The organism is Streptomyces sp. NPDC057099 (genome assembly GCF_042671245.1).
In the GTDB taxonomy this organism is placed as follows: domain Bacteria; phylum Actinomycetota; class Actinomycetes; order Streptomycetales; family Streptomycetaceae; genus Streptomyces; species Streptomyces purpurascens.
In genome coordinates, this window is sequence record NZ_JBHUTX010000001.1 from 469,893 (window position 1) to 492,433 (window position 22,541).

Below are 22,541 nucleotides of genomic sequence, written 5' to 3' on the forward strand. Positions count from 1 at the left end.
GGTGCGCCGGGTTCGTCAGCCGACGAGGCGTTCCAGCAGCAGGAACCCGCCGATGGCGATCATCAGCGCACCGGACGTGCGGGTGACCGCCAGGGCCGCGGACGGCCTGGTGCTCAGGACGGTACGGGCCAGGACGCCGACGGTGAGGTAGACGACGGCGCAGACGGTCATGTGCAGCGTGCCGAACAGCCCGGTCTGCGTGGCGACCGGCCAGCCGCCCGCGGGGTCGATGAACTGCGGGAACAGCGAGAAGTACAGCAGCAGCGCCTTCGGATTGAGGCCGCTGATCCCGGCTCCCTTGAGCATGATCCGCAAACGGGAGGCGCCCGCCCCCGAGCCCGCGCCCACCTCCGCCTCGGAGGCCGTCAGCGTGGCCGGCTGCCGCAGCACGCCCCAGCCGAGCCACACCAGATAGCCGGCCCCGGCCACGGTCAGCGCCGTGAGCAGGGTCGCCGAACTCGCCACGATCACCACCAGACCCGCGACCGCGAGCAGTGTGTATCCCGCGTACCCGGCTATCAGCCCGGCGACCGCCGGCACGACCGACCGGTCCCGGAGCCCCGCGGCGATCGCGTAGGCCCAGTCCGCGCCGGGCGTGAACACCAGCAGCAGATCCACGGCCAGAAATGCCGCCAGCGTCGTCGTGTCCATGGATCGGCCCCTCTCACGTGCAGTGTTGCGAGAGGAAGGCTAGGCCGGATCTGCCCGAAGGTGTTCCCTTCTTTACCCCTTGATCGCGTGATCTGAGGCAGAATCTTCTCCATGGATGCCCTGGACCGGAAAATTCTTACCGAGCTGCAGTTGGACGGCCGCCTCACGGTCACCGAGCTGGCCGCCCGCGTGAAGCTGAGCGTCTCGCCCTGCCACCGCCGCCTGCGCGATCTCGAACGCGAGGGCGCGATCCGGGGCTACCGCGCGGTCGTCGACCCGGTCGCCGTGGGCCTCAACTTCGAGGCCCTCGTCTTCGTCACCCTGCGCTGGGAGGACGCCGACACCGTCACCGCCTTCGAGGAGGGCGTGGCCGCCGTCCCCCACGTCCTCCAGGCCCAGCGTCTGTTCGGCGACCCCGACTACCTCCTGCGCGTCGCCACCACCGACCTCGCCGCCTTCCAGCAGCTCTACGACCAGCAGCTCGCCCGCCTCCCCGGCATCCAGCGGCTGACGTCCACCCTCGTCATGAAGCACGTGGTCGACGACCGGCCCTTGCCGGAGTGAGCAGGGCCTCGCTCACTCAGCGCCCAGACCGCCCGCGAACGGCATCGTCCGCCACTGCTCCACCGCCGGCTTCAGCGCCTCCACGAGCAGGGGGAGCCGCGGGGCGAGGGCGAGACAGGCCACCGCGCGGGACATGCCGACGGCGTTGACGAAGCGCAGCACGCCCTCGTCCAGCTGCCGCAGACCCCGGCGCTCGGCGGCCGTGTTGTACGCGGCCTCGCACTCGGGGCCGAGGGCCGCCAGGTCCCATTCGACCGGGCCGAGGGTGGCCAGCTCGAAGTCGGAGTACAGCTCGCCGTCCGTGGCGGAGACGATGTTGGCGGCGGGGGAGTCCCCGTGGATCGGCTGGAACCCGATGCCGGGGAACGCCGCCTCGAATGCCGCGCGTGAGCTGACGACCGGCTCCAGGATCTCCCACTCGCGCCGGGCGCGGTCGAGGTCGGCCGGCTCCAGGAGGTCGGGCCGCCCTTCGAGCACGGCAAGCCCCTCGGAGACGAACCGCGGTTCCGCCGCCGACAGGAACGGCAGCTCGCCGGGGTACTCGCGCAGCGCGGCGTGCAGGTCGGCCGCCAGACCGGCGTGGTGCGCGTAATCCGGCTCGACGCTCTGGTCCAGCTCGACGAACTGCCAGAACGTCATCGAGAAACCGTCGCGCAGCACCGGCTCGCGCGGCACGAGCGGGCTCGGCGGAATCACCGGGTGGCCCTGCTCCGCGAGCCACGCCACGACATCGAGCTCCAGCCGCTGCCGCGCCGCCTGGGACCCGGGGTCGGAGTACGACGGCAGGACGGTCGGCACCCGCACCACCACCGGTGACGGAGCGAGGTGCACCACGACGGAGAACACGTCGTAGATCACCCTCGCGTCCGACACCGCGAGCCCCAGGTCCCGACCCGCGGCGACGGCGGCTGCGAAAGCACGGGACTTACGGGCCTCGATCTGATCAGGAGCTAAGAATCCATCCATGCCGCCGATCGTGTCACGCCAGGGACGCGCGGTGCGATGAAATAGCGATCAGTCAGGTGGGAGCAAGTCCCGTGTGCGCACCGGGAGTCCGGTCTCGAAGGAGCGGTTCGCGGCCAGGCCGGTGACCAGGGACTGGGCACCGTCTGCCGCGTCCGCCGCGCGCCGCAGGGGGTCCGGGGCCCGGGTGCCGAAAAGATCCTCCAGCATGCGTACGTCACCGCCGCCGTGCCCGCCCTCGCCGGACGCCACCTTGATCTCGCGCGGCTCCTCCCAGAAGGGGCGCAGCAGCAGCTCGGTACGTCCGGCGGTGTCCTCGGCCTCGGCACCGTGCAGGACGGGCTCGGAGCTGTGCGTCCGCACCCGGGGCGGGGTCCATGTCGACTCCTCCACCAGCAGCTCCAGGCGACCCTTGCTGCCGTTGAAGGCGACCCGGTAGCCCTCCCACGGGGAGTACGCGGTGAGGTGGTACGTCAGGGTCGCGCCGGTGGCGTAGCGGACCAGCACCGCCATGTCGTCCTCGATCGTCACCCCGGGGCCGAACACGTTCTGGTCGCGGTGGTAGCCGTCCTCCGCCTCCGCGTCCAGGTACAGCGCGCTGAGCACCGACGAGTCGGAGAGGTGTACGGCGAACGGGTCGGCCTCGGCGGCCGGGGAGCCATGAGCGCGCTCGTACTCCCGGGCGAGGTTCCGGCGCCGGCCGGCCTCGTCGCCGTAGAAGAACAGGCCGCCCTGTGCGAAGACGGTCTCGGGGCGGGTGCCCAGCCACCAGTTGACCAGGTCGAAGTGGTGGGTGGACTTGTGCACCATCAGGCCGCCGGAGTTGGCCTTGTCACGGTGCCAGCGGCGGAAGTAGTCGGCGCCGTGTCGCAGGTCGAGCAGCCACTCGAAGTGCACCGAGCCGACCTCGCCGATCTCCCCGGAGGAGATCAGTTCCCGTACGGCCGAATGCGCCGGGTTGTAGCGGTAGTTGAAGGCGACCCGGACCTCGCGCCCGGTGCGCCGCTGCGCTTCCAGGATGCGGCGGGCCTTCTCGGCGTCCGTGGTCATGGGCTTCTCGGTGACCACGTCGCAGCCCGCTTCCAGGGCAGCCACGATGTAGTGGTCGTGGGTGTGGTCCACCGTGCACACCACGACCAGGTCGATGCGCTCGCGGCGCAACATCTCCTCGAAGTCCTCGGCCGCGTACGCCGGTACGGGAGGAAGGCCCGGGCGGGCGTCCGCGATCCAGGCGTTGTGGACCGCCATGCGGTGGGAGTTGACATCGCAGAAGCCGGCCAGTTCGAACCGGTCCGCGTAGGGACCGGCCAGCGCCTGGGCGAACAGCCGGGCGCGGGCACCCAGGCCGACGACGGCGGCTCGGCGGCGTGCGGTGTCGGACGACATGCAGGTCTCCTTCGGTTGAGGGGAGGGACGGGAGGGGACGGGACGGGAGGGGAAGGTGCGGGGTGGCTCAGGGTGTCACGGGCCGCCAGGCGTCCGCCGCCGTCGCGGCGAAGGCCAGCGGGCCGAGGACGACGAGCAGCACGACCGGGGTCAGGGCGAGCAGTACGACCGTGGCGCCGACGGCCCCGGCGAGCAGGACGGGCGCGAGCGGGTGCCGCGGCACCGACCGGAACACGACGGCCAGGGTCGTACGCCAGGGCGTCCCCTCCCGCCAGGCGGCGGCGCAGCGCAGGCCGAGCGCCGCGAGGACGGCCGTGGCGGCGGCGAAGACGAGCCCGGGTCCGGGGCCGCGGGCGTCCAGGGCCAACGCGTCCAGCCACAGCAGCGCCAGTACTGCGGTGGGCACGGCCCACACGGCGGGGCCCGACCTCAGCACCGCACGCAATCGCCTCAGGAAGTGCCTGACCGTCACCCCCTCGCCGTCACCGGCCTGTTCGCGCAGCACCGCGCACCCCGCGACCAGCGCCGGGAAGGCCGTGACCACCGGCAGCGAGGCGAGCAGCAGCAGGACGCCGAGCAGCAGACAGTCGGCGAAGCGGGCGAACCACGTACGGGTCATGGCGTGTCGTCCTCTCAGCCCTTCAGACCGGTGGTCTGCACGCCCTCCACCAGCAGCCGCTGGAAGGCGAGGAAGAACAACAGCACGGGAACCAGGGTCAGGACCGACATCGCGAACATCGGGCCGAACATGGCGCTGCCGTCCATGTCGACGAACATCCGCAGCCCGAGCTGGAGCGTGTAGGTCTCCGGCTCGACCAGGTAGATCACCTGGGAGAAGAAGTCGTTCCAGCTCCAGATGAAGGAGAAGATCGTCGTGGTGACGATCGCCGGCTTGAGCAGCGGCATGATCACATGCCAGAAGGTGCGGTACGGGCCGCAGCCGTCGATCGCCGCCGCCTGGTCGAGCTCGGCCGGCAGCGAGCGGATGAACTGGACGACGAGGAAGACGAAGAACGCCTCCGTGGCGAGGAACTTCGGCAGGATCAGCGGCAGATACGTACCCACCATGCCGAGTTCCTGGAAGATCACGTACTGCGGGATCAGCATCAGATGCGCCGGCAGCATGAGGGTGCCGATCATCAGCGCGAAGTACAGGCCCCGGCCTCGGAAGCGGAGCCGGGCGAAGGCGTAGGCGGCGAGCGAGCAGGACAGGACATTGCCGATGACCGTGCCGACGGAGATGAGCAGCGAGTTGCCGAACAGCCTCCACAGGGTCAGGCCGCTGACACCGTCGACCGCCTCGGTGTAGTTGCCCGGCGTGAACAGCTTCGGAATCGGGCTCAGGTTGGAGATGACCTCCTCCCCGGACTTGAACGACGCGGTGAGCAGCCACAGCACCGGGTAGAGCAGGACGAGCCCGATCACCACACAGACGGCGTGCCAGGCCGCGGTCCGCAGCGGAGTGCGCCCGGCGGGGGCTTGAGCGGGAGCGGGGGATGCCGCGGTCGTCGTCACGACGCGTCCTCCTGTGCGTAGAAGACCCACAGCCGGGCGCTGCGGAAGACGGCGTACGTGATCAGCGCGATGACGGCCAGCAGCACCCACGCCATCGCCGAGGCATAGCCCATGTGGAAGCTCGCGAACGCCTGTTGGTAGAGGTAGAGCGAGTACAGCAGCGTCGAGTCCGACGGGCCTCCGGTGCCGCCGCTGATCACGAACGCCGGGGTGAAGGCCTGGAACGAGTGGATGATCTCCAGCACCAGGTTGAAGAACAGCACCGGGGACAGCATCGGCAGCGTGATCGAGAAGAACGTCCGCATCCGGCCGGCGCCGTCCAGCGAGGCCGACTCGTACAGCTCCTTCGGGATCTGCTTCAGCCCCGCCAGGAACACCACCATCGGCGCGCCGAACTGCCAGACCGTCAGCAGGACCAGGGGATACAGGGCGTAGTCCGGGTTGTCGGTGAAGCCGCCGACGTGCACACCGAAGAACGCCAGCGAACGGTCGGTCGCACCGTCCGTGGCGAACAGCGCCCGCCACACCAGGGCGACGCTGACGCTCGCACCGAGCAGCGAGGGCGCGTAGAACGCCGCCCGGTACACGCCCACCCCACGGCTCGCCCGGTTCAGCAGCAGCGCCACGGCGAGCGCGGCGGCCAGCTTCAACGGGGTACCGATCAGGGCGTACTCGAGGGTGACGCCGGCCGAGGTGAGGAACCGGTCGTCCTCCAGCATGTAGCGGTAGTTCGCCAGTCCCACCCAGCGGGGCCGGGAGAACAAGTCGTAGTCGGTGAACGACAGATACAGCGAGATCACCATCGGACCCAGCGTCAGCACCAGGGTGCCGATCAGCCAGGGCGCCAGGAACACATGACCCGACAGGGCTTGTGAACGACGGCGCCGACCCGGATGCCGCGCGGCGGGGAGGGCACCGCTCGGCGGCGGCATGGGACGGGGCGGAGCGGTCGCCTGGCTCATCGGAGCCCTCCTACACGGCGGGGCTGGACAACGGGTGGCAACGATTGCATGCGGTGTTTTCAGTCGGCAAGAGGTCGGGCGAACCTGTCTGCCTCCCTCCGCCGACCCTTCACTCCGCAGGTCAAATTCGGTCGGCACGATTGACGGAGCCCTCGCGAGGGGCGTAGCTTCCCGGCCAACCGGAAACAGAGTGGCAACGTTTGCACTCCAGCCGACCGAAGGGCCGCGATGTCTCCAGCACGCCGTTCCCCGTCCCCGCTCCCGACCACCGGGCTGTCGCGCCGGCGGTTGCTGGCCTCGCTCGCGGCCCTCCCGGTGGCCTCGGCCGCCGCCGGCTGCGGCGCGCGCGATGTCTCCGCCGACGGCACGGTGACGCTCGACTTCCAGTGGTGGGGCTCCGAGGACCGCAACCTGGCCACCGAGAAGGCCGTGCGGCTCTTCGAGCTGCGCCATCCGAAGATCAAGGTGGCCACCTCGTACGCCGGGTACGACGCCTACCTCCAGCGGCTCGCCACCCAGGTCGCGGCCGGCGGCGGGCCCGACGTCATGCAGATGGACGTCGCCTACCTGCGCACCTACGCGGACCGTGACGTCCTCGCGGACCTCGCCGAGCCGCGGTTCTCGGCGATCTCCCGCAGCCGCATCCCCCGGCTCTTCCAGCAGACCGGCCAGGTCGACGGGAAGCTGGTCGGCATCCCGACGGGCGTCGCCACCACCGCCGTGTTCATCGACCCCGCGCTGTGGCGCAAGGCCGGGGTCGGCATCCCCAAGGCGGGCTGGACCTGGGACGACCTGCTGAACGACGTCGGCCCGAAGCTGAAGCGGGCCGTACCCGGCCGTTCACCGCTGACCGACTTCGGCGGCTACGTCGAGTGCTTCCACGTCTGGCTGGTGCAGCGCGGCAAGTCGCTCTACACCGGCGACGGCTCCACCGGCTTCACCGAGGCCGATCTGCGCGGCTACTGGGAACTCATGGAGCGCTTGCTGGACAAGGGCGTCTTCACGCCGCCGCCCGTCACCGCGTCCTCGCTCAGCGGCGGGGCCGGCGACCGGGCGCTCGTGCGGAAGCTGTCCACCGCCGAGTTCCAGATCACCTCCTCGGGCACGTCGTACTGGGAGACCTACGGCGAGGTCACCCCCATCCCCTTCCCGACGGTGTCGGCCTCGGCACCGCCGGGGATGGCCGTCGCGGCCTCGTCGTCACTGTGCGTCCGGCGCACGTCCCCGCACCGGCGTGAGGCCGCGCTGCTGATCGACTTCCTGGTCAACGACCCCGGGGCGGCCGAGGCGCTCGGCGTGGTGCGCGGGCTGCCGCCCAACCAGCGCAACCTCGACCGGCTGGCACCGAAACTCACCGGCGGCGACCGGGTCATCGCCCGCTACGTCGACGACGTCCGGGACGACCTCGCACCGCCCCTGCCCCCGGCCCCGTCCGGCGCGGACGAGGACAAGAACGAGTTCCGGCGCGTCTACCAGGACATCATCTTCGGCAAGTCCGAAGTACGGGAGGCCGCGGGCGAGATGTGGGACAAGTTCCACACGAGCGTGCCGCAGGGCTGAGCGCCGACGCGGCGCGGGCCCGGCTCGGGGCCTGGCCTGTGCCGGCGCGAGAGTGGCGGGGCGCGCCGTGCTGGTCCGGCTCAGCGCTTCGCCGTGCTGGCGTGGAAGCGGCGGGTCACGCTGTACCGGCTCGGCTCAGTCCTTGGCCTGTGCCGGCGTGGGAGTGGCGGGGCGCGCCGTGCTGGTCCGGCTCAGCGCTTCGCCTGTGCTGTCGTCGAGACGGCGGCACGCCACTCCGGCTCTTGGCCTGTGCTGTCGTGGAACCCGCGGGCCGTGCCGTGCCGGCCCGGATCAGGGTCTGGCCCGGGCCCGCCGTCGGGACGGCGGGGCGCGCCCCGTGCCGGCCCCGTTCAGCGCTTCGTCAGCGCCGCCGTCGAACCGCGTACGACGAGGTGGGTCGGCAGCACCCGCTGCATCGGTTCCTCGCCCTCGACCTCGGGTGTCCTGAGGGTGCGGAACAGCAGGTCCACGGCGGCTCGCGCCGCGTGTGCCTTGGGTACCGAGACCGTGGTGAGCGGGGGCGCGGCCATGCCGGACAGGGCGATGTCGTCGCAGCCCACCACGCTCATGTCGTCCGGGACCCGGACCCCGCGCGCGGTGAAGCGGCTGATCAGCCCGAAGGCGACGATGTCGTTGAACGCGACCACCGCGGTCGCCCCGCTGGCCAGCACCACGTCCGCCGCACCCGTGATGCCCCCGTCGAAGTGCGGGGCCACGCTGCCCACCCGCACCAGATCGATCGTGCCGCCCTGTGCCATCGCCTCGACCCCGGCCGCCCGCTCCCGCGCCTCCCACGTGCTGCGGGGACCGCCCACGTAGGCGATCCGGCGGTGGCCGAGCGCGTGCAGATGCGTCAGGGCGTCCGTCATCCCCTCGGCCAGGTCGGCCGTGACACTCGGGAACCCGGGCTCCCGGCGATGCAGCAGCACCACCGGCTTGGCGGTGAGCCGGCCCAGCGATCCCAGCTCCTCGTCGCTCAGCTGGGACGCGGTCAGCACGATGCCGTCCACCTGCGGGGCCAGCGTGCGGATGGCGTCCATCTCGAGGCCCTCGTCGCGCTCGGCGTCACTCACGATCAGCGAGTGACCGAGCCCCCGGGCCCGGGCCTGTGCCCCCTTGCAGGCCTCCGCGTAGAACGGGTTCAGCAGATCCGGCACGATCAGACCCACGGCCCCGGTACGCCCGGTGATCAGACCCCGTGCCGCACGGTTCGGCTGGTAGCCGAGACGGTCGGCCGCCGCCTGCACCCGGTCCCGGGTGGCCGCGCTCACCGTCCCGTCCGGCGCCAGCGCCCGGGACACGGTGGACGGGGAGACGCCGGCCGCCTGTGCGACCTCTCGAATTGTCACCTGCACGCCCCGAGATTTTCACTCCGTGCCATTCCCGTCAATGAGAAGGGCGGGCCAGGCCCATTTCCTGCGGAGTCGTGACGGCAAACCTTTCCGCTCCTGTTGCAGACTGACGGGAGTGCGCGCCCGGTCAAGGAGTCGTGCGCTGCACGGCAACCGCCCGCCCGGCCTCCGGCCTAGCGTGGCCGCATCCCTTCCAACCGCCCTCCCGAAACGAGGAAGCAGCGCATGCCGTACATCACCGTGGGCCAGGAGAACTCCACCGCCATCGACCTGTACTACGAGGACCACGGATCCGGGCAGCCGGTCGTCCTCATCCACGGCTTCCCGCTCGACGGGCACTCCTGGGAGCGGCAGAGCGCCGTACTGCTGGACGCCGGGTACCGCGTGATCACGTACGACCGGCGCGGCTTCGGTCAGTCCTCCCAGCCGACGACCGGCTACGACTACGACACCTTCGCGGCCGACCTGAACACCGTGATGGAGACCCTCGACCTGCGCGACGCCGTCCTCGTCGGCTTCTCGATGGGCACCGGCGAGGTCGCCCGCTACGTGTCGGCCCACGGCTCCGGCCGGGTCGCCAAGGTCGCCTTCCTCGCCTCGCTGGAGCCCTGCCTGCTCAAGTCGGACGACAACCCGGGCGGGGTCGCCCCGAAGGAGTTCTTCGACGAGATCGTCGCGGCCGTGAAGGCGGACCGGTACGCGTACTACACGAACTTCTACAACGACTTCTACAACCTCGACGAGAACCTGGGCACGAGGATCAGCGAGGAGGCCGTCCGCAACAGCTGGAACGTCGCCGCGGGCGGCGGGTTCTTCGCGGCGTCCGCCGCACCCTCCACCTGGTACACCGACTTCCGGGCCGACATCCCGGCGATCGACGTGCCGGCTCTGATCCTGCACGGCACCGGCGACCGCATCCTGCCGGTGGACGGGACGGCGCGGCGGTTCCACAAGGCCCTTCCGGCCGCGGACTACGTGGAGATCGAGGGCGCTCCGCACGGTCTGCTCTGGACCCACGCGGAGGAGGTCAACGCGGCACTGCTCGCCTTCCTGCAGAAGTGACCGAGCAGAAGTGACCGAGCAGAAGTGATCGAATTCTTCCTCCGATTCTTCCTGGACGGCCCTCGGCCGGGGTGGTGACATCGTCAGGGCCGGCAGCGGAACCGAGCTGCCGGCCCTCGATGATGCCCAGGAGGGAACCGGATGGCCGTCGTCCTTTGCACCGCGTCACTGTCGGCGGCCGACCGCGGTGAGCGCTGGCACCACGCCGTGTCACGCACCTTCGTCCCGCTCGATGTGCACCTGCTCGAGAAGGACCCGTCCCCCGGGAAGATCGTCAGCAACGAGCTGGGTTCCTTACGGGTCTCGCACGTCCAGGCGGGCCCGCAGGTCGTGACGCGCAGCAGGCGCCTGATCGCCCGGGACGGGAAGGAGCACCTCATCCTCACCCTTCAGCAGCGAGGCAGCTCCCTCAAGGAGCAGGACGGGAGGGAGGCCCGGATAGGGCCGGGTGACTTCTCCCTCTCGGACTCCTCCCGTCTGTTCCGCAAGAAGGTGCAGGACAGGTTCAGTTTCACCTCCTTCCACTTCCCTCGCGAGGATCTCCGCGTACGGGACGACGATCTGCGGGCGATGACCGCCACGGCGTTCTCCGGCCGGGAGGGCGGTGCCGCACTGGTGGCGACCTACTTCGCGCAACTGGCCCGCGAAGCGGCCGGTTTCGACGCCGTCGCGGGCCGTCAGTTCGCCGCCACCGCGCTCGACCTGCTGGCGCTGCTGATCAACGAGCGCCGAGGCCGCTTCACCACCCAGGCACCGGAGACCGCCGCGGCCACCCTCGTGCGCGTGCAGGACCACATCCTGCGCCACCTCTCCGACCCGGGCCTCTCTCCGCCGGGGATCGCCGCCGCGCACTTCATGTCGGTCCGCTACCTGCACAAGCTGTTCCAGCTTGAGGGCGTCACGGTGGGGGAGTGGATCCGGACCCAGCGCCTCGAACGGTGCCGCAAGGATCTCCTGCGGTCCCCGGCCCTGGGACACGGGGTCGCGACCGTCGCCCGGCGCTGGGGGTTCGTGAGCCCCAGCCACTTCAGCCGTGCCTTCCGGGCGGCCTACGGGGTGACGCCCCGTGAGTGGCAGCGGAACGGTCTTTCCGGCCGATGTGATGCCTGATTCCGGGAACGTCCCGGCAGCCCGCCGCGTTGCCTCACTGTTCACGCCGCCGACCCAGGGAGCATCGTGCCCGAGACCACGCCCGGAACCACCGCTGTTCTGCCCGTACTCCCGGCCCTGAGCGCACAGGCAGAGCGACTGATCGAGTCGGGGGTCCACGAGATCGCCGGGCTGCCGGCCGCCGAGATCCGTACGTACGCAGCCGACGCCGAGGCCTCGGTGGGCAGCGAGGGCGCCCTGCTCGCCGTGCACCCGGACCGGGCCCCCGCCTCCGCCCTCGCGCCGCTGCTCCGCCGCGTGGGAAAGCCGGGCTTCGTCGTCGTCGACATGCCCGACGTCGATGAGTTCACCCCCACCGGCATCGAGCTGCCCGACGCCCCGCTCTACGTCCTCACCGGCCTCGACCGCGGCGACCACATGAGCAACTGGAGCCCGGACGAGGCACTGCCCGCCCTCACCAAGGAGGACCGCACCCCGCTGCTGCTCACCGAGGGCATCCACTGGGTGCTCCAGCAACCGGCGGCCCTGGAGCGCAACCTGTGCTTCATGACCATCGGCTCCCGGCTGCGCAAGCCGAACGGCACGTTCGACGCCCGCACCCCGGCGATCTGGATCAGCAACGGCACCGGCCGCGACGGCCGCGAGCGCCGCGACGCCCCGAAGGTCGGCTGGTGCTGGTGGAACAACCGCCACACCTGGCTCGGCTTCGGCTCCGCCACGGGCCGCAAGCCCTAGCCTCCGGACGCACCGGCCGCCCCTCACTGCACGAGCGGGCCGGCCGGTGCCGGCCGGCCCGTGGCCAGGGCGGCGAGACCCGCCCTGGCCTCGTCCCGTACGTCGGCGGGGACGCGGTCGCCGAGGTCGAGCACGGCGCGGTACTCGGCGGCGGCCTCGGTCCTCTCGCCGAGGTGGGCGAGGGCCTGGCCCAGGTGAAGATGGACCTTGCCCGCCTGCTTGTGCCAGCCACGGGCGTCGAACTGCCCGCGGATGGAGCGCAGCGCGTCGGCCGCCTCCTGCCAGTGCCCCTGGCCGAGATGGACGAACGACACCGAGTAGACGGCCGACAGGAGGGTGAAGTCCCGTACGTTGGGCGGGATCCGGTCGTGATGACGGGGATCCGCGAGGGCGTCCAGGATGCCCTGGTAGGTCTCGACCGCCGCCCGGGCCCGGCCCGCCCCGCGCAGCACCCTGATCACCCCGCAGGACACCTGCAGATACCCGGTGACGTCGTCCGCCTCGGTGAACAGCTCCAGGGCGCGGTGGTAGTGGTCGGCGGCGGGCGGCATGTCGCCGACGGCGTCCCGCAGCCAGCCGAGATAGGCGTGGGCCCAGGCCTGCTGGAGGACGTTCCCGGCCGTACCCGCGAGCCGCAGCGCGGCCGTGGCCGACTCCACCGCCTCGTCGTGCCGGCGGGCGCAGGCCCAGTACGCCCAGGCGAGGTAGTTGCGGTGGGTCGCCTCCAGACCGGCGTCGTCCAGCGCCGCCCCGGCCGTCGCGGCACGCTCGTAGACCTCGGTCCAGTGGCCCCAGGACACCCAGTGGTCGGAGAACCAGTGCATGGCCTCCGCGACCTCGACGACCCGTCTGTGCTCGCCCCGTGCCGCGGCCTCGCGGAACGCGGCCAGCCAGGTGTCGGCCTCCGCCTTGATCCAGCGCGCCGCCCGCTCACGGTCGTCGAGGGCGACCAGCCGGCCGGGGTCCGGCGCGGGCATGCCGTAGTCCGGCTCGTACCAGCGGCCCGCGAGGACGGCGGTCTCCAGCAGCCAGTGCCGCAGCCGGGACCGCGCGGCGAGCGACCTCTCCTCCCCGTCCTCCAGCCGGTGACGGGAGACCGCGTACAGCCGGAGCAGGTCGTGCAGCCGGTAGCGGTCCTGACGGGACGTCATCAGCAGCCCCGCCTCCAGCAGTTCCTCCAGGAGGTCCTCGGCGTCGGGCAGCGGGACATCCGCGAGCACCGCGGCCGGTGCCACGCTGAAGTCCCCTCCCGGGACGAGCGACAGCAGCCGGAACATCCGGGCGGCCTCGGGGGCGAGACGGGAGTAGGAGAGCGCGAAGGCGGAGTTGATCCGCAGGTCGCCCGCGCTGAGCGCGTCCAGCCTGCGGTCCTCGTCGGCGAGCCGGTCGGCGAGGCGCCGCAGGCTCCAGTTGGTGCGGGTGGCGGCCCAGTTGGCGGCCACCCTGAGGGCCAGCGGCAGATGACCGCACAGCTCGGTCACGACGTCCGCCGCCGCCGGCTCGGCCTCCACGCGCCCGGCGCCCACCACGGCCCGCAGCAGGGCGGCGGACTCCTGCCGGCTCAGCCCACCGAGCTCGACCCGACGCACCCCCTCGAGACCGGCGAGGGCACGGCGGCTCGTCACCACCACGAGCAGCCGCCCCTCGCGCGGCAGCAGCGGCCTGACCTGTTCCTCGCCGCCCGCGTTGTCCAGCACCAGGACCGCGCGGAGCCCGGCGGCGATCTCGTGGTAGCGGGCGAGCCGCTCCTCCGCGCCGAGCCGGGCCAGTTCGGCGTCCCCCACGCCCCACGAGGCCAGCAGCCCCGACAAGGCCTGCTCCGCGGGGAGCGGCCGCTCGTCCAGACCCCGCATGTCCACCAGGAACGCCCCGTCGGGGCAGGACGACGCCGGCTCCTCGGCCAGCCGGACCGCCAGGGTCGTCTTGCCGCTTCCGGGCGGGCCGGACACCACGGCCGCCGGCGGTGCGAGCAGCCCCCGGCCCCGCGCCGGCCCGCTGCCGTCGGCCTCCCGCGCGAGGGCGCGCAGCACGGCCAGTTCCGCCTGCCGCCCGACGAAGTCGCGCACGCCCCTCGGCAGTGTGTGCGGCGAGGCCCTGACGGCCCCGGCGGCCCGTGTGCCGGGACGGGCGGCGCGGGCGGCGCCCAGGAGTTCCGCGTGCGCCGCCTCGTCCAGCCCCAGGCCCTGGGCGAGCGCGGTGACGGTGCCCCGGTGCGGACGCCGGCTCTTGCCCCGCTCCATGTCACCGATGGCGCGCCCCGACACCCCGGAGGCCTCGGCCAGTTCCTCGATCGTCAGCCGCCTGCTCTGCCGTAACGCGCGCAGCAGCCGTCCGAACGGCGCCGCGGTCCCCACCCCGGTGTCCACCGCGCGATGATACGTGCGGCGGCCACCGGCCCGGCGGGCATCAGCCGGCGGCGTGGGCGCCGATGACGGCCTGCGCGTAGACGATGCCGAGGCCGTAGGCGCCGCCGTACTCCTTCACCACGTCCGTCACCGCGCCGTACGTCTCGGTTCGGGCCCAGTCGCGCTGCAGCTCCAGGAGCACCTGCACCCAGGTGACCGGGACGGCCCCGGCCTGGACCATGCGCTGGACCGCGTGGTCGTGGGCCTGCGGGCTGACACCGCCGGACGCGTCGGTGACGACGTAGACCTCGTAGCCCTGGGCGAGCGCGGAGAGCGCGGGCAGGACGACGCACACCTCGGTCCACAGACCGGCGATGACGAGCTTGCGCCGCCCGGTGGCCTTGACCGCCTCCACGAACTCCCGGTCCTCCCAGGCGTTCATGGAGGTGCGGTCGACGGGCTTCCGCCCGGGGAAGACCTCCGCCAGCTGCGGCAGGAGCGGGCCGGAGAAGGACTCGGCGGCCACGGTGCTCAGCACGACCGGCACGTCGAAGGTCCGGGCGGCTCTGGCCAGACCGACGGTGGCGTTGATGATGGCGGTACGGTCGCCGCTGCCGGTGCCGAAGAACATCTGCGGCTGGTGGTCCACGAACAGCACCGCGCAGTTGTCCGGCGTGAGCAGATCGGGGCTGGGGGTGGCGGTGACGTCGGCGATGCTGACCATCTCTGTCCTCCGGGGAGCGTGACTCCGGCTCGGATCTCGGCCGGTTCGCTCCTCACGCTAGGCACGCCGGACGAGCGCCGGAGGGGTTCGGGGCCGCCCGTGCACGGTGGGGACAGCAGGGGTGCGTCCCGGGGCAATTCCCGGGCCGGGGCGCCGTATCAGGGCGGGCTCTCAGACCGCGGCGCGCCGGATCTCGATGTTGCCGTAGCGGGTGCGGGCCCGCACCTCCACCCTGTCGTCGCTCTCCGCGGGGCGGTCGGAGGCGGTGAGCAGATTGCGCACCCGGCCGTGGCCCGAACTCGCGTCCAGCCATGCCGCGGTACCGGCCCGCACCCCGACCTCGATGTCCCCGTAGGACGTCTCCAACCGCACGGAACCCCGGGCGACGTCATCGACCCGGAGCATCCCGTGCGCGGTGGTGGCGCGCACTCCGGCGCCGGCCCGCCCGACGGTGATGTTGCCGTTGGCGCCGCTGAGCCTGGCCTCTCCGGTGACGGAGCCGACGGTCGTCGTGCCGTGCGAGTTCTTCAGTACGACACCGCCCTCGACCGCGCGGATACCGATGCTGCCGGAACCGGTCTGGGCCTCGACGTCGCCCAGGGCGTGCTCCACCGTGATGCGCCCGTGCGCGGTGTGCAGATGCAGCGGCCCCGTCTCGGCCAGCCGGATGTCGCCGGTCGAGGTCTTCACCCGGGTCCGGCCGAGCCGTCCCTCGGCGCGGAAGTCGGCCCGGGCCGCCTCCGCCTCCACCCGGGAACCGGCGGGCAGTTCGATGACGATGTCCACGGACGGCGGCCGCCCGAACAGGGTGCGCTGCCGGGGCGCCTCGATGTGCAGGCGCCCGCCCGCGCAGCTCACCTGGGTCTGCCCGGCGAGCCGCACATCGGCGTCCCGCTCCGGATCCGTGGGCAGCACCTCCACGACGGTGTCGGCGCGGTCGTCGGCGAGGAACCGCACGAGGCCCGTGCCGATGCGGAGGGTCACCGCGACGGGTTCCGGGGTCTCGAAGGCGGGCATCAGCGCACCCAGCCGGTGTAGCGGTTGCCGCCGCTGCGGGTCGACTCGGTGGGGCGGGCCCGGACGTCGCCGCTCTCCACGGCCGCGTTCACGGCGCGCACCAGCCAGGCGTTGACCGACAGGCCCTCGCGTGCGGCGGCCTCCTCGGCGCGCCCCTTGAGGTGGGCGGGCAGACGCAGATTGATCCGCGCGGTGGTGCCGTCGTCGGCGTCGGCGGGCGCCGGGGCCCTGGGCGGCTCAGGGCGCGTGTCCGGCTCCTCGAATCCGGCGCCGGCCGGCGGCGGTGTCACGACGAAGGCGGGGTCGAGCCCGCGCAGCCGTACGTCGACCGAGCCGGGGGCGAGTTCGCGGGTGATCTCGTCCATGGCGGCGGACAGCACGTTCAGCAGTGTCAGGCGGGTCGCCGACTCCAGCGGAGCGGTCAGCCGCTCGGCCAGCTCGCGGGCGTCCTCCCCACCGGCTTCGGCAGCCACCGCGAGTTCCCGGCGGAGTGAGTCGACGTAGGGCGTGAGGTCCATGGCGGCATGATGGCATCAAGGTGGCGCCATGAGAAAACCCCAGGTCGAAGGACCTGGGGTTCCCGTCTCGCGTGCGTCACACGAAGGCGCTCTGGCCGGTGATCGACTTGCCGACGATCAGGGTGTTCATCTCGCGGGTGCCCTCGAAGGAGTAGATGGCCTCGGCGTCGGCGAAGAACCGGGCGATGTCGTGCTCCAGGAGGATTCCGTTGCCGCCGAAGATCTCCCGGCTCCAGGCCACGACCTCCCGCATCCGGGAGGTGACGAACGCCTTGGCCAGCGCGGAGTGTTCGTCACGGAAGATGCCCGCGTCCTGCAGCCGGGCGAGCTGCACCAGCATGCCCCAGGACGCCGTGATGTTGCCCAGGCTCTTCACCAGCAGGTCCTGCACCAGCTGGAAGCCGCCGATCGGGCGGCCGAACTGGCGGCGCTCCCGGGCGTAGTCCAGGGCCAGTTCGTAGGCGCCGACCATGACGCCCAGCGCCTGCCAGGCGACCCCGCTGCGGGTGGCGCGCAGGATCTCGGCGACGTCCCGGAACGAGTTGATGTTCTGCAGCCGGTTCGCCTCCGGCACCCGGACGTCGGTCAGGGTGATCTCGGCGTTCTCCACGATCCGGAAGGCGATCTTGCCCTCGATCTTCACCGGCTCGAAGCCGGGCATGCCCTTCTCGACGACGAAGCCCTTGACGTGGTTGTCGTCGACGTCGCGGGCCCAGACCACGACGTAGTCGGCGAAGGTCGCGTTGCCGATCCACTTCTTGGCGCCGTTCAGGACCCAGCTGTCGCCCTCGCGCCGGGCGGTGGTGCGCATGCCGCCCGCGACGTCGGAGCCGCCGAGCGGCTCGGTCATGGCGAACGCGCCGATCTTGTCCATCGCGGCCATCTCCGGGAGCCAGCGGTCGCGCTGCTCCTGGTCGCCGCCCGAGTGGATCGAGTACATCGCCAGGCCGTTGTGGACGCCGAAGAAGGTGGACACCGAGGCGTCGGTGCGGGTCATCTCCAGGGCGAGCATGCCGCTGAGGAGGTTGCTGACGGCGGGGCGGTGTTCGCCGTAGCCCTCGTAGGGCAGTCCGGCGAGGCCGCTGTCGCGGAACAGGGAGATGAGTTCGGTGGGGAACTCGCCCTTGGCCCAGTTCTCGTTCACCAGCGGCTTGACCTCGTCCCGCATGAGGGCGCGGGCCTTGAGGAGGATCTTGCGCTCCTCGTCCGGCAGCAGGGCCTCGTAGGTGTAGAAGTCGGCGGTCAGCTGGTCCTCGAGGGGTTCCATGGGGGTGGTCATCTCAGTTCTCCTCCTTGTCGGCGCCGTCCAGGGCGGACAGCACCGCGAGTTGCCTGCGGTCGCGCGTCTCGGTGAGTTCCGGGTACGTGGAGGAGCCGTAGGCCTTTTCCACGGCTTCGATGAGCCGTTCCTGTTCTTCCTTGTCCTGCGACGGGCTGCCGAGGCCCGGCTCGTCTCCCCATATCCGCTGCATCGACGCGCCGATGTGCTCGACGAGGTGCCGGTAGCCGCCGGGTCCGCCGCCCAGGTGCGAGCCGAGGAACGGCCCGACCGTGGCCCAGCGCAGGCCCAGCGAGTTCGTCATCACCTTGTCGAGGTCCTCGGGGGTCACCACGCCCTGCTCGACGAGGTACACCGCCTCGCGGCTGAGCGCGTTCTGCAGCCGGTTCCCGACGAAGCCGGGGATCTCCTTGCGCTCGACGACCGGGGTGCGGCTGACCGAGGTGTAGAAGTCCACCGCGTCCTGCACGGCGTCCTCGCCGGTGCGCTCCCCGGGCACCACCTCGACGAGCGGGACCAGGTGCGGCGGGTTGAAGGGGTGGCCGATCAGGACCCGGGCGGCGGCCTCGTCCGGCAGCTCACGCGTGAACGCGCTGGACGGGATCGCCGACGAGGAGCTGAGCAGCAGCGCGTGGTCGGGCGCCTCCCGGACCAGCGTGGCGAACAGGTCCTGCTTGAACTCGACCCGCTCGGGGCCGTTCTCCTGGACGACGTCCGCGTCCCGGACCGCCTCGGCGACATCGGCCGCGATGTGCACCCGGTCGGCGAGGCCCGTCACGTCCAGGCCGCGCGCGGCCAGATGCGGGGCGTTCAGGTCGAGGGCCTCGGCCAGGGCGTCGGCGAGGTCCGGCCGCGGGTCGGTCACCTTGACGGTCAGGCCGTGCGCGGCGAACAGCGTCGCCCAGGACAGTCCGATGGTCCCGGCGCCGATCACGGCGGCCGTACGGAAAGCGCGGGTCATGACAGGGCGCCCTTCAGGTAGTCGTGGACCGGCTCGACGCCCGCGAGCGTCAGGTCGGTGAGGATGTGGCTGGCGGAGACGACCTCCAGCACCGGCAGGTCGGCCAGTGGGGCGAGCACGTGCTGGAACAGCTGCAGCCGGGCGGGGCCGGTCCAGGCCTCCTTGACGGTGAGGTCGGTGATGCGGGTGCGGACGAGTTCCTGCACACGCGGCAGACCGTCGTAGCCGGGAATGGTCTTGAGCATGAAGGTCGGCACGGTGATCTGCGCCGCCGCCTCGGCCCGGTCCAGCTCGTGGTGCTTGTAGCCCATGGTCGCGGTGGCGACCCGCAGGGCGCCGTGGTCGAGGGTGCCGACGAGCGCGCCGGTGTCGACGCGGAGCGCCGGGGAGCCCATGACCTTCGGGTAGGCGGAGACCTCGCGGCCGGAGGCGGTCGCCGGGAAGTTGTCGAGGTACATCGCGTGCAGGTACTCGCCCCGCTCGCCCTCGAAGCTGATGGGGATCGCCTGCCCGGCCTCCGTGTAGGGGCCGTAGCCGCTGACGTCGCCCATCTTCATGACCTCGAACCGGACCAGCGGCTCATCGATCCGCAGCGGCTCCGGGACGACCGCCCGCAGCGCCTCGGGGTCGGTGCGGTAGACGACGTTGAGGTACTCCCGGTCGGTGAACCGCGGGACCGTTGGCGCGAACGCCGGGCTGGTGAGGGGGGTGGTGACGTGCTGTCGTACGTCCTCGGCCTGCATCGCGCCTCACCGTCCCGTCCACTGCGCGGGGCGGCGCTCGGCGAAGGCCGTCATGCCCTCGCGGACGTCGGCGGAGGCCATCAGGGTCTTCATCTGCTCACGCTGGAAGGCGAAGGCCTCGGCGTCGGGCGCCCCGTCGGCGGCGCGGACGACGCGCTTGACGGTGGCGAGCGCGAGCGGGGCGTTCTCCGCGAGCCGCTCGGCCAGCCGCAGCGCCTCGGCGACCGCCTGGCCGGTGGCCGTGACCCGGTTGGCCAGGCCCAGTTCGCCGGCACGGCGGCCGTCGACGGGCTCGCCGGTCAGCAGCAGTTCCATGGCGAGGTGGTGCGGGATCCGCTTGGGCAGCCGGATCACGCCGCCGCCCGCCGCGATCAGCCCGCGCTTGACCTCGGGCAGACCGAACCGGGCGTCCTCGGCCGTGACGATCAGGTCGCAGGCCAGGGCCAGTTCGAAGCCGCCGCCCATGGCGAAGCCCTCCACGGCGGCGATCAGCGGCTTGGCCGGCTCCGACTCGGTCAGTCCGCCGAACCCGCGGTCCTCGATCTCGGGCGACTCGCCGCGCAGCGCCGCCTTGAGGTCCATGCCGGCGCTGAAGGTGCCGCCCTCACCGGTCAGGACACCGGCCCGCAGCGCCGGGTCGGCCTCCAACTCGTCCAGCGCGCCGGCCAGTCCGGTGGCCACCGCCGCGTTCACGGCGTTGCGGGCCTCGGGCCGGTCGAGGGTGATCAGCAGGGCGGAACCGATGCGTTCGGTCCGCACGACAGGGGTTTCGGGGGTGCTCATGGTTGTCCTTCTGTGACGGCCGTCGGGGGGCGCGGGCCGCTCCCCGACGGCGAGAGGGGGAGGGGTTTCGCTCAGCGGGCGGCGTCGAGTTCGGCGAGGACGTCCGCGGTGTCCTGGCCCGCGACCGGCGCCAGCCGGCGGATCGAGCCGGGGGTCGCGGAGAAGCGCACCGGGATGCCGATGGTGCGGACGGTGCCCTCGGTCGGGTGCTCCACGGTGTCGAGCAGGTGGCCGTCGCGCACGTAGGGGTCCTCGTGGGCGTTCTCCAGCTCCAGCACCGGGGCCATCGGGATGCTGTGCTTGGCGCACACCTCGGCCCACTCCTCGGTGGTCAGCGCCGGGGCGCACACGCCGATCAGCTCGGCCAGGTCCTCGTGGTCGGCGCTGTCGATGGCGTCCCCGCCGACCCGCGGGTCCTCGGCGAGGTCCGGGCGTCCGGCGGCCGAGAAGAAGTCACGGTAGTTGCGCGGGTTGTACGGGATGACACAGGCGAGGCCGTCCTTGGTGCGCACCGCCTTGTGGCCCTTGAGCATCGACAGCGGAAAGCCGGTGGGGCTGCTCTCGGGGACGTGGGTGTGGCCCGCCAGGTGCTCGACGAGGTTGAAGGCGATCAGCGTGTCCGTCATCGGGATCTCGACCTGCTGGCCCCGGCCGGTCCGGTCCCGGTGCAGCAGGGCCGCGAGCACGCTGTAGGCGATGGTCAGCGAGGAGACCTTGTCGCCGATGATGGTCGGCAGGTAGACGGGCTCGCCCAGCGCGCGGTCGGCGATGTCGACCAGGCCGGACGCGGCCTGCACGGTCTCGTCGTAGGCGGCGTTGCCGGCCCGGTCCGAGTCGCCGCGGAAGCCCTGGGCGTGCGCGTAGACGAGCCGCGGGTTGCGGGCGGCGATGTCGTCGTACGACAGGCCCAGGCGGTGCAGCGCGCCGGGCCGCATGTTCGTGATGAGCACGTCCGCGGTGTCGACCAGTGCGAGCGCGTGCTCCCGGTCGGTCTCGTCCTTGAGGTTGAGGGCCACGCTCCGCTTGTTGCGGTTGACGTTCAGGTTGAGCGGGGTCATGCCCGGCGTGGTGCGGTAGTGGCCCACGCGCACGGTGTCGGCGGGCGACTCGATCTTGATCACGTCGGCGCCCAGGTCACCGAGGATCTGGGCGGCGTACGGGCCCATCACCACGGTCGAGAGGTCGATCACGCGCACGCCGTCCAGAGGACCGGCGGTGGTGTCCGTGATTTCCGTCATCGTTACCTTCACTCCTAGCTTCGCCGCATGTGTGTATCTGGAAACTAAGTTAGCAAGGGCCGGTCTGGAACGGAATGACCAAATGGCGAAAGGCGGTATGACCACAGTGGTCATACCGCCTTTTCGGGAATTATTTAGAATTCAGGCGTGCAGAGGCTCGGTGAATACCTCGCGGGCCGCTGCGACGACTTCTTCCAGGTCACCGCCGTCCGCCCGGTCCTTGCGCCAGAACAGTCCGGTCTCCAGCATCGGGTGGAAATCGGAGAAGGGGAGCACCGTCACATTGTCCAGACGGTAATTCTGTACTGGGCTTCTCGAATCCAGCATGGAAACGGAGAAAGCCAGTCCACTGGCCACTATCTCGGAAACTCCGTCGAAAGTGACACTGCTCAGCTCGATCCGCTTCTTGATGCCGAGATCGGACAGCTGCTGGTCGAGCCCGCGGAAATACGCGTTGGTCACGGCCGTGGGGGAGCCCGCGTAGGCCAGGTCGGCCAGCTCCGCCAGTGCGATCGACTCCCGCCCCGGGAACCGGTCCCTGGGCACGACCGCGCCGAGCCGCTCCGACATCACCGGCAACTGCTCCAGGGCGGGGTCGCCGCCGACCGGCAGCCGGGCCAGCGTCAGCGCGAGCCGGCCGTCGCACACCGCGTCGACCAGCCGGTCGGTGCCGCCCGGCCAGCGTTTGATCTCGAACCGGTCGCCGACCCGCTCGGCGAGGGCGTCCATCCGTTCGCGCAGGTCCGGATGGATGCCGCTGGGGACGCCGAGCAGCAACGTGGTCCGCTGCGGCCGGGCCGTCTCGTCCAGCCGCCACCGGATGGAATCGACCTGCTCCAGAACACCGCGCGCGATCGGCAGCAGCGCCGTGCCGGCCGGGGTGAGCCGCACCCGATGCGTGTCGCGGTCGAACAGCCGGTGCCCGAGTTCGCTCTCGAGATCCTTGATCCGCCGGCTCAACGGGGACGCCGCCATGTGCAGTTTGCGGGCCGCGGTGGAGAAGTTCAGTTCTTGGGCGACGGCGACGAAATAACGCAGGTGTAGGAGCTCCACGGCACCCACCCTAGCCACCT

The 22,541-nt window shown here is 71.6% G+C and carries 22 protein-coding genes; 5 read left to right on the plus strand and 17 right to left on the minus strand.

The annotated features are described in order from the left end of the window. Positions 1–15: 15 nt before the first annotated feature. A complete protein-coding gene (locus ACFT4A_RS02000; protein ID WP_382825055.1) occupies positions 16–651 on the minus strand; it encodes a LysE family translocator in 636 nt (211 codons plus the stop codon). A 111-nt stretch (positions 652–762) separates the two neighbouring features. On the opposite strand from ACFT4A_RS02000, the gene ACFT4A_RS02005 reads away from it, so the two are divergent. Next, complete coding sequence (locus ACFT4A_RS02005) at positions 763–1,215, plus strand: Lrp/AsnC family transcriptional regulator (RefSeq protein ID WP_184599130.1); 453 nt, start codon at positions 763–765, stop codon at positions 1,213–1,215. Positions 1,216–1,227: 12 nt separating this feature from the next. Here the strand turns inward: ACFT4A_RS02005 and ACFT4A_RS02010 are convergent, their stop codons facing one another. From ACFT4A_RS02010 to ACFT4A_RS02030, 5 genes are all read right to left on the minus strand, one after another. Continuing rightward, entirely contained in the window at positions 1,228–2,181 is a 954-nt protein-coding gene (locus tag ACFT4A_RS02010) for a phosphotransferase family protein (RefSeq protein ID WP_382825057.1), read from the minus strand. A gap of 48 nt (positions 2,182–2,229) precedes the next feature. Then, on the minus strand, positions 2,230–3,564 hold the full coding sequence (locus tag ACFT4A_RS02015; protein ID WP_382825059.1) for a Gfo/Idh/MocA family protein: 1,335 nt from the start codon (positions 3,562–3,564) through the stop codon (positions 2,230–2,232). 67 nt (positions 3,565–3,631) lie between these two features. Continuing rightward, entirely contained in the window at positions 3,632–4,183 is a 552-nt protein-coding gene (locus tag ACFT4A_RS02020) for a DUF624 domain-containing protein (RefSeq protein WP_382825061.1), read from the minus strand. Between the two features lie 14 nt (positions 4,184–4,197). Next, positions 4,198–5,079: a carbohydrate ABC transporter permease gene (locus tag ACFT4A_RS02025; protein WP_382825063.1), complete on the minus strand. Its 882-nt coding sequence runs from the start codon at positions 5,077–5,079 to the stop codon at positions 4,198–4,200. Continuing rightward, positions 5,076–6,041 carry a carbohydrate ABC transporter permease gene (locus ACFT4A_RS02030; RefSeq protein ID WP_382825065.1) on the minus strand — a complete coding sequence of 322 codons (966 nt, stop codon included), beginning with the start codon at positions 6,039–6,041 and terminating at the stop codon, positions 5,076–5,078. The genes ACFT4A_RS02025 and ACFT4A_RS02030 overlap by 4 nt, the downstream gene beginning before the upstream one ends. Before the next feature lie 228 nt (positions 6,042–6,269). On the opposite strand from ACFT4A_RS02030, the gene ACFT4A_RS02035 reads away from it, so the two are divergent. Continuing rightward, entirely contained in the window at positions 6,270–7,601 is a 1,332-nt protein-coding gene (locus ACFT4A_RS02035) for an ABC transporter substrate-binding protein (RefSeq protein ID WP_382825067.1), read from the plus strand. Positions 7,602–7,951: 350 nt separating this feature from the next. Here the strand turns inward: ACFT4A_RS02035 and ACFT4A_RS02040 are convergent, their stop codons facing one another. After that, the gene (locus ACFT4A_RS02040; RefSeq protein ID WP_382825069.1) at positions 7,952–8,956 is read right to left on the minus strand and encodes a LacI family DNA-binding transcriptional regulator; all 1,005 of its coding nucleotides are present in this window, start codon (positions 8,954–8,956) and stop codon (positions 7,952–7,954) included. 222 nt (positions 8,957–9,178) lie between these two features. On the opposite strand from ACFT4A_RS02040, the gene ACFT4A_RS02045 reads away from it, so the two are divergent. From ACFT4A_RS02045 to ACFT4A_RS02055, 3 genes are all read left to right on the plus strand, one after another. Beyond that, entirely contained in the window at positions 9,179–10,015 is an 837-nt protein-coding gene (locus ACFT4A_RS02045; protein ID WP_382825070.1) for an alpha/beta fold hydrolase, read from the plus strand. 141 nt (positions 10,016–10,156) lie between these two features. After that, complete coding sequence (locus ACFT4A_RS02050) at positions 10,157–11,125, plus strand: helix-turn-helix domain-containing protein (RefSeq protein ID WP_382825072.1); 969 nt, start codon at positions 10,157–10,159, stop codon at positions 11,123–11,125. A gap of 66 nt (positions 11,126–11,191) precedes the next feature. Then, positions 11,192–11,860 (plus strand): DUF5701 family protein, encoded by a 669-nt coding sequence (locus tag ACFT4A_RS02055; protein ID WP_382825074.1) that lies wholly within the window; start codon positions 11,192–11,194, stop codon positions 11,858–11,860. 23 nt (positions 11,861–11,883) lie between these two features. Here the strand turns inward: ACFT4A_RS02055 and ACFT4A_RS02060 are convergent, their stop codons facing one another. The 10 genes from ACFT4A_RS02060 to ACFT4A_RS02105 all read right to left on the minus strand — a co-directional run bounded on the left by ACFT4A_RS02060 (position 11,884) and on the right by ACFT4A_RS02105 (position 22,521). Next, positions 11,884–14,226, minus strand: coding sequence for an ATP-binding protein (locus ACFT4A_RS02060; protein WP_382825076.1), 2,343 nt, complete (start codon positions 14,224–14,226; stop codon positions 11,884–11,886). A 40-nt stretch (positions 14,227–14,266) separates the two neighbouring features. Beyond that, positions 14,267–14,929 carry a hydrolase gene (locus tag ACFT4A_RS02065; RefSeq protein ID WP_382825078.1) on the minus strand — a complete coding sequence of 221 codons (663 nt, stop codon included), beginning with the start codon at positions 14,927–14,929 and terminating at the stop codon, positions 14,267–14,269. 171 nt (positions 14,930–15,100) lie between these two features. Continuing rightward, the gene (locus ACFT4A_RS02070; RefSeq protein ID WP_382825080.1) at positions 15,101–15,946 is read right to left on the minus strand and encodes a DUF4097 domain-containing protein; all 846 of its coding nucleotides are present in this window, start codon (positions 15,944–15,946) and stop codon (positions 15,101–15,103) included. Continuing rightward, the gene (locus ACFT4A_RS02075) at positions 15,946–16,464 is read right to left on the minus strand and encodes a toxin-antitoxin system HicB family antitoxin (protein WP_382825082.1); all 519 of its coding nucleotides are present in this window, start codon (positions 16,462–16,464) and stop codon (positions 15,946–15,948) included. Before ACFT4A_RS02075 ends, ACFT4A_RS02070 begins: the two co-directional genes overlap by 1 nt. A gap of 76 nt (positions 16,465–16,540) precedes the next feature. Next, positions 16,541–17,743, minus strand: a complete 1,203-nt coding sequence (locus tag ACFT4A_RS02080) for an acyl-CoA dehydrogenase family protein (protein ID WP_382825084.1) — start codon at positions 17,741–17,743, stop codon at positions 16,541–16,543. A 1-nt stretch (position 17,744) separates the two neighbouring features. Beyond that, positions 17,745–18,704: a 3-hydroxyacyl-CoA dehydrogenase NAD-binding domain-containing protein gene (locus tag ACFT4A_RS02085; protein ID WP_382825085.1), complete on the minus strand. Its 960-nt coding sequence runs from the start codon at positions 18,702–18,704 to the stop codon at positions 17,745–17,747. After that, positions 18,701–19,447 (minus strand): acetoacetate decarboxylase, encoded by a 747-nt coding sequence (locus ACFT4A_RS02090; protein WP_382825087.1) that lies wholly within the window; start codon positions 19,445–19,447, stop codon positions 18,701–18,703. The genes ACFT4A_RS02085 and ACFT4A_RS02090 overlap by 4 nt, the downstream gene beginning before the upstream one ends. A gap of 6 nt (positions 19,448–19,453) precedes the next feature. After that, positions 19,454–20,230 carry a crotonase/enoyl-CoA hydratase family protein gene (locus ACFT4A_RS02095; protein ID WP_382825089.1) on the minus strand — a complete coding sequence of 259 codons (777 nt, stop codon included), beginning with the start codon at positions 20,228–20,230 and terminating at the stop codon, positions 19,454–19,456. A gap of 71 nt (positions 20,231–20,301) precedes the next feature. Then, positions 20,302–21,468, minus strand: a complete 1,167-nt coding sequence (locus tag ACFT4A_RS02100; RefSeq protein WP_382825091.1) for a CaiB/BaiF CoA transferase family protein — start codon at positions 21,466–21,468, stop codon at positions 20,302–20,304. Positions 21,469–21,609: 141 nt separating this feature from the next. Continuing rightward, positions 21,610–22,521 (minus strand): LysR family transcriptional regulator, encoded by a 912-nt coding sequence (locus tag ACFT4A_RS02105; protein WP_382825092.1) that lies wholly within the window; start codon positions 22,519–22,521, stop codon positions 21,610–21,612. Positions 22,522–22,541: the final 20 nt, after the last annotated feature.